The sequence below is a fragment of the Mesorhizobium sp. M7A.F.Ca.CA.004.06.1.1 genome (genome assembly GCF_003999135.1).
In the GTDB taxonomy this organism is placed as follows: Bacteria; Pseudomonadota; Alphaproteobacteria; order Rhizobiales; family Rhizobiaceae; genus Mesorhizobium.
Genome location: NZ_RZPQ01000441.1, coordinates 1 through 4,923, shown reverse-complemented (window position 1 = coordinate 4,923; position 4,923 = coordinate 1). Strand labels below are relative to the sequence as shown.

Sequence of the window (4,923 nt, the reverse complement as noted above, 5' to 3'; positions counted from 1 at the left end):
CTGCGAGGCGGCCTGCGCATTCCGCCGGAGTTTGCGACACTGGCCATCGCGATCGCCATCTATGGCGGCTCCTACATCGCCGAGATCGTGCGCGGCGGGTTCAAGGCTGTCGGCAAGGGCCAGGTCGAGGCGGCTCTTTCCCTGGGCCTCGGCCCGTGGCGGGTCTTCATGCTGGTGCGGCTGCCGCTGGCACTACGCGCCATGCTGCCAATCCTCGCCAACCAGTATGTCTGGCTGATGAAGGCGACCACAATGGGCATCGCGGTGGGCTTCACCGATTTCTTCATGATCGTGGCGCTGACGATCAACCATTCCGGCCAGACAATCGAAGCGATCGGCATCCTGATGGCTGGCTTCCTCGTCATCAACCTCAGCCTCGCCGCCATCTTCAACCGCATCAACAAAGCAATCGCCCTCAAGGGCAACCAGTTGAGGGGGTGAGGGATGGAAATGGTCGTTGTCGCCCCTCCTGCCATTGGCAAGATCGAGGATCTGAGGCGGCGCTTCTTTGCGACGCCCCTGCAGGCATTGCTGTCGCTGGCTTCCCTGGCGGTCATGGTCTTCCTGGCCTGGAAGCTCCTGAATTGGGCGGTTTTCTCGGCCGTCTTCACGACGAGCGGCGGACCCGAAGCCTGCCAAGCGGCGGCGGGAGCCTGCTGGTCGGTCATTGCCGCGCGATGGCGCATCATCCTGTTCGGCCTCTATCCCTATGACGAGCAGTGGCGGTCGGCCCTGGCTTGCCTGATCGTCGTGGTCATGACGGTGCTAAGTTGCGTTCCAGCCTTCTGGACGGGTCGCCGCATCGCACTCGTATGGGGAGCCGGAACGGCGCTTTTCTACGTGCTGATGAAGGGCGGCGTGCTTGGTCTGCCCTATGTCGGCGAGGAGGCCTGGGGCGGACTGGCGCTGACCCTGTTCATCTTCGTGACCACCTGCCTGATCGGCTTCCCGCTGGCGATCTGCCTGGCGCTGCTGCGCCGCTCCGGCCTGCCATGGATTTCCCGCACCACTGGCCTCATCATCGACGGGGTGCGTTCATTGCCTCTGATCTCGATCCTGTTCACCTTCGCCATCGTGCTGCCGTTCGCACTGCCGCAATGGCTGGTGGGCGACAAGCTGTACCGGGTGATCCTGGGCTCGGCCCTGTTTTTTTCCGCCTACCAGGCGGAGATCGTCAGGGGTGGGATGCAGGGCGTTCCCAGTGGGCAAGAAGAGGCAGCCATGGCGCTTGGCATGCGCTATTGGCAGCGCGTCGGCCGCATTCTTCTACCGCAGGCCATGCGCAATGCGCTGCCGGCGACGATCAACCAGTTCGTGATCTCGTTCAAGGAAACTTCGCTGGTGATCATCGTCGGCTTCTTCGAGATCCTGGCCTCCGGCAATGCCGCCTACGGCACCGGCGAGTGGCGCTTCGCCTATGTCGAGGTCTATGCCTTCATCGCCTTCATCTACTTCATCTTCGTGTTCAGCCTGTCCCGCTATGGCGCTTTTCTCGAGCGCCGTATGTCGGTCGGCGAACGATAGGGGGCGTTTACGTGATTTCAGGAAACTCGCCCCGATCCAGCGGCCCCGCGGTGCTGATCGAAAATCTCGACAAATATTACGGGACATTCCAGGCGCTGCGAAAGGTGAGCTTGTCCGTGGATCGCGGCGAGAGGATCGTCGTCTGCGGCCCGTCCGGCTCCGGCAAGTCCACCATGATCCGCTGCATCAACCGTCTGGAGCAGCACAATGGCGGCCGGATCACCGTGCTCGGCACCGAGCTCAACGACGATGTCGGCAACATCGACGGGATCAGGCGGGAAGTCGGCATGGTGTTCCAGCACTTCAACCTGTTTCCACACATGACGGTGCTGGAGAACTGCATGCTCGCGCCCATGATCGTACGCAAGGTGCCGCGCGCGGATGCCGAGGCGACCGCCCGGCGCTATCTGGAGAAGGTACGCATTCCCGAACAGGCGATGAAGTATCCCGGTCAGTTGTCCGGTGGCCAGCAACAGCGGGTCGCGATAGCGCGTGCCCTTTGCATGCAGCCCGAGATCATGCTGTTCGATGAGCCGACCTCTGCGCTCGACCCGGAAATGATCGCGGAAGTGCTCGACGTCATAGTCACGCTCGCCTCCGAAGGCATGACAATGATCTGCGTCACGCATGAGATGGGTTTTGCGCGCCGGGTTGCCGACCGGGTAATTTTCATGGATGGAGGCGAGATCGTCGAACAGGCGCCTCCCGATGAATTCTTCACCTCCTCCCGCAACGAGCGCACGCGGCAGTTCCTGTCGCAGGTGCTTGGTCACTGATCGATGCAACGATCCCGCGTCAGGCCGCAGCCATGTCCGTGACTGATCCCGTCACCGCCTTGCGCGATATGCTCGGACCGAAAGGATGGCTTTCGGGCAGCGATGCCAGGCCCTATCAGCGCGATTGGCTCGATCGCTACGGCGTCGCGGCTCTGGGCGTGGCCAGGCCTGCGGACACCTCCGAAGTGGCCAGTGTCGTAAAGACATGCCACGCGGCCGGTCTGGCGGTCGTGCCGCAAGGCGGCAACACCGGGCTTTGCGGCGGCGCCGTCGCCGATCGGCCGGATGCGGTGATCGTTTCGCTTTCGCGCATGACGGCGATCGGCAAACCGGACTTGGACAGCGGCTCGATCCTCGTCGAGGGGGGAGCCGTGCTTGCCGCGCTGCACGAGGCGCTGGAACCGCACGGCCTGATGTTTCCGATGCATCTCGGCGCGGAAGGCAGCGCCAGGATCGGCGGCCTGGTCGGCACCAATGCCGGCGGCAGCCAGGCATTCCGGTATGGCATGATGCAAGACCTCGTGCTTGGCCTGGAGGTCGTGACCCCTGATGGGGCGATATGGAACGGGCTGCGCGCGGTGCAGAAAGACAATGCCGGCTACCAGTTGCGCAAGCTCTATTGCGGCGCGGAAGGAACGCTTGGCATCGTGACGCGCGCGATCCTGCGGCTCTACCCGATGCCGCGGCGGCAGGCGAGCGCGCTTGTCGTCATGTCCGATTTCGCCGCGGCGATTTCGTTTGGCACCTTTCTGCGGGGCGAGGTGGGGGAATTCCTGACCGGGCTCGAGTTCTTCTCCGACATCGGGCTGGGACTGGCCCTCAAACACCTGCCCGACCTCGCCTACCAGTTGGAGGCACGCGGCGAGGTCTATGTGCTGGTCGAACTGGCATCGGGCGCCCCCCGCGTTCCGCTCGACGAGATACTGGCTTCGGCGCTGGAGTGGGGCATGGAGCAAGGCCTGGTGCTGGACGGAGCATTGGCGGCGACGGGCGCGCATCGCGCACAATTCTGGCGGCTGCGAGAGGAGCAGCCGGAAGGACAGAGGCTGGAAGGAGAGCAGCTGAAGCACGACATCTCGGTGCCTCCGGGCGCTATCGCCCGTTTCGTCGAGGCCGGCGCAGAGATCTGCGACGACATTCTTCCCGGCGTGCGGATAAACCCGTTCGGGCATCTCGGCGACGGCAACATCCACTACAATCTGTCGCCGCCGGAAGGCCGCGCCGATTTTGACGGCAAGGCCGAGCGGTTCGCCGAGGCGCTATCGTCGCTCGCCACGCAAATGGGCGGCAGTTTCGCGGCCGAGCATGGACTTGGCCGCGCAAAGGTCGCCATGGCCGACCGAAACCGCAGTCCATTGGAACGCGAACTCATGGCGCGGCTCAAGGATGCATTCGATCCACGGGACACGATGAATCCGGGCGTGCTGGTGCGCGCTGCCCGGCAAAGAAAAACTTTCGAATAGACGGCATTTCTTGATTTCGCCCCGAACCGCCTGCGTGCACCTATGAACCGAAGGCAGGCTCGATCGACCTGCCGCCAAAGTGAGGATGTCGAAGCATGATCCGCAATGGCGGCCGCCTTCTCGTCGAGTGCCTGATCGGGCTTGGCGCGACCAGGAGCTTCGGCGTGCCCGGAGAAAGTTATCTGGCCGTCCTGGACGCGCTGCACGACACGCAGGGAAAGCTGGACTACACGCTTTGCCGCAATGAAGGCGGCGCGGCGTTCATGGCCTCGGCCTACGGCAAGTTGACCGGCTCGCCAGGCATCTGTTTCGTGACGCGCGGCCCAGGCGCCACCAACGCCAGCATCGGCGTTCACACGGCCATGCAGGACAGTTCGCCGATGATCCTGTTCGTCGGCCAGGTCGGCACCGACATGAAGGGCCGCGAAGCGTTTCAGGAAATCGACTACCGGTCGGTGTTCGGCACGGTCGCCAAATGGGCGGTCGAGATCGACGATGTCGCGCGCCTGCCCGAGATTGTGGCGCGGGCATGGACGACCGCATTGACCGGACGACCTGGTCCCGTCGTGGTCGCGCTGCCCGAGGACATGCTGACCACCATGACCGAAGCGGCTCCGCTCAGCGCACCGGCGGCCATTTTCGAGCCGGCGCCGGCGCCGGAAGCGATCGCTTCGGCCTTCAGGCTGCTGGCCAAGGCCGAGAGGCCGGTCCTGCTCATGGGCGGCGCCAACTGGACCGTGGACGGACGCGCGGCGCTACAGGCTTTCGCAGAGGTTTCCGACATCCCTGTCGTGGCGGCCTTTCGCTATCAGGACCAGTTCGACAACCATTCGCCGGTCTTTGTCGGCGAGGCCGGCGTCGGCATGGTGGCGCATGTCAAAGCCCTGCTCCGCGACGCCGACGTGATCCTGGCCGTCAATGTGCGTTTTGGCGAGATGACCACGGACGGCTATACGCTGCTGTCCGTGCCGGTGCCGCGCCAGAAACTGATCCATGTCCATGGCTCCGATCGCGAGATCGGCAAGACCTATGTGCCGGCTATCGGTATCCATGCCGGGCCGAACGCTTTTGCCCGGGCGTTGACGCCCGTCAAAGGCGGCTGGGCGGACTGGCGCGCCGCGGCCCGCAAAGCCTATGAAGGGCCATTCGGCGCGCCAGTC

The 4,923-nt window shown here is 64.1% G+C and carries 5 protein-coding genes; all 5 read left to right on the top strand.

The window, feature by feature from the left end:
• The coding region (locus EN906_RS22865) for an ABC transporter permease subunit (protein WP_127375391.1) at positions 1-441 on the top strand (441 nt) is incomplete at its 5' end.
• A gap of 3 nt (positions 442-444) precedes the next feature.
• Positions 445-1,524, top strand: coding sequence for an amino acid ABC transporter permease (locus EN906_RS22860; protein WP_127267663.1), 1,080 nt, complete (start codon positions 445-447; stop codon positions 1,522-1,524).
• 11 nt (positions 1,525-1,535) lie between these two features.
• On the top strand, positions 1,536-2,300 hold the full coding sequence (locus EN906_RS22855; RefSeq protein WP_127267664.1) for an amino acid ABC transporter ATP-binding protein: 765 nt from the start codon (positions 1,536-1,538) through the stop codon (positions 2,298-2,300).
• A 32-nt stretch (positions 2,301-2,332) separates the two neighbouring features.
• Positions 2,333-3,763 (top strand): FAD-binding oxidoreductase, encoded by a 1,431-nt coding sequence (locus tag EN906_RS22850; protein WP_236383032.1) that lies wholly within the window; start codon positions 2,333-2,335, stop codon positions 3,761-3,763.
• 95 nt (positions 3,764-3,858) lie between these two features.
• A partial coding sequence (locus tag EN906_RS22845; protein WP_245484314.1) for a thiamine pyrophosphate-binding protein occupies positions 3,859-4,923 on the top strand: 1,065 nt, incomplete at its 3' end.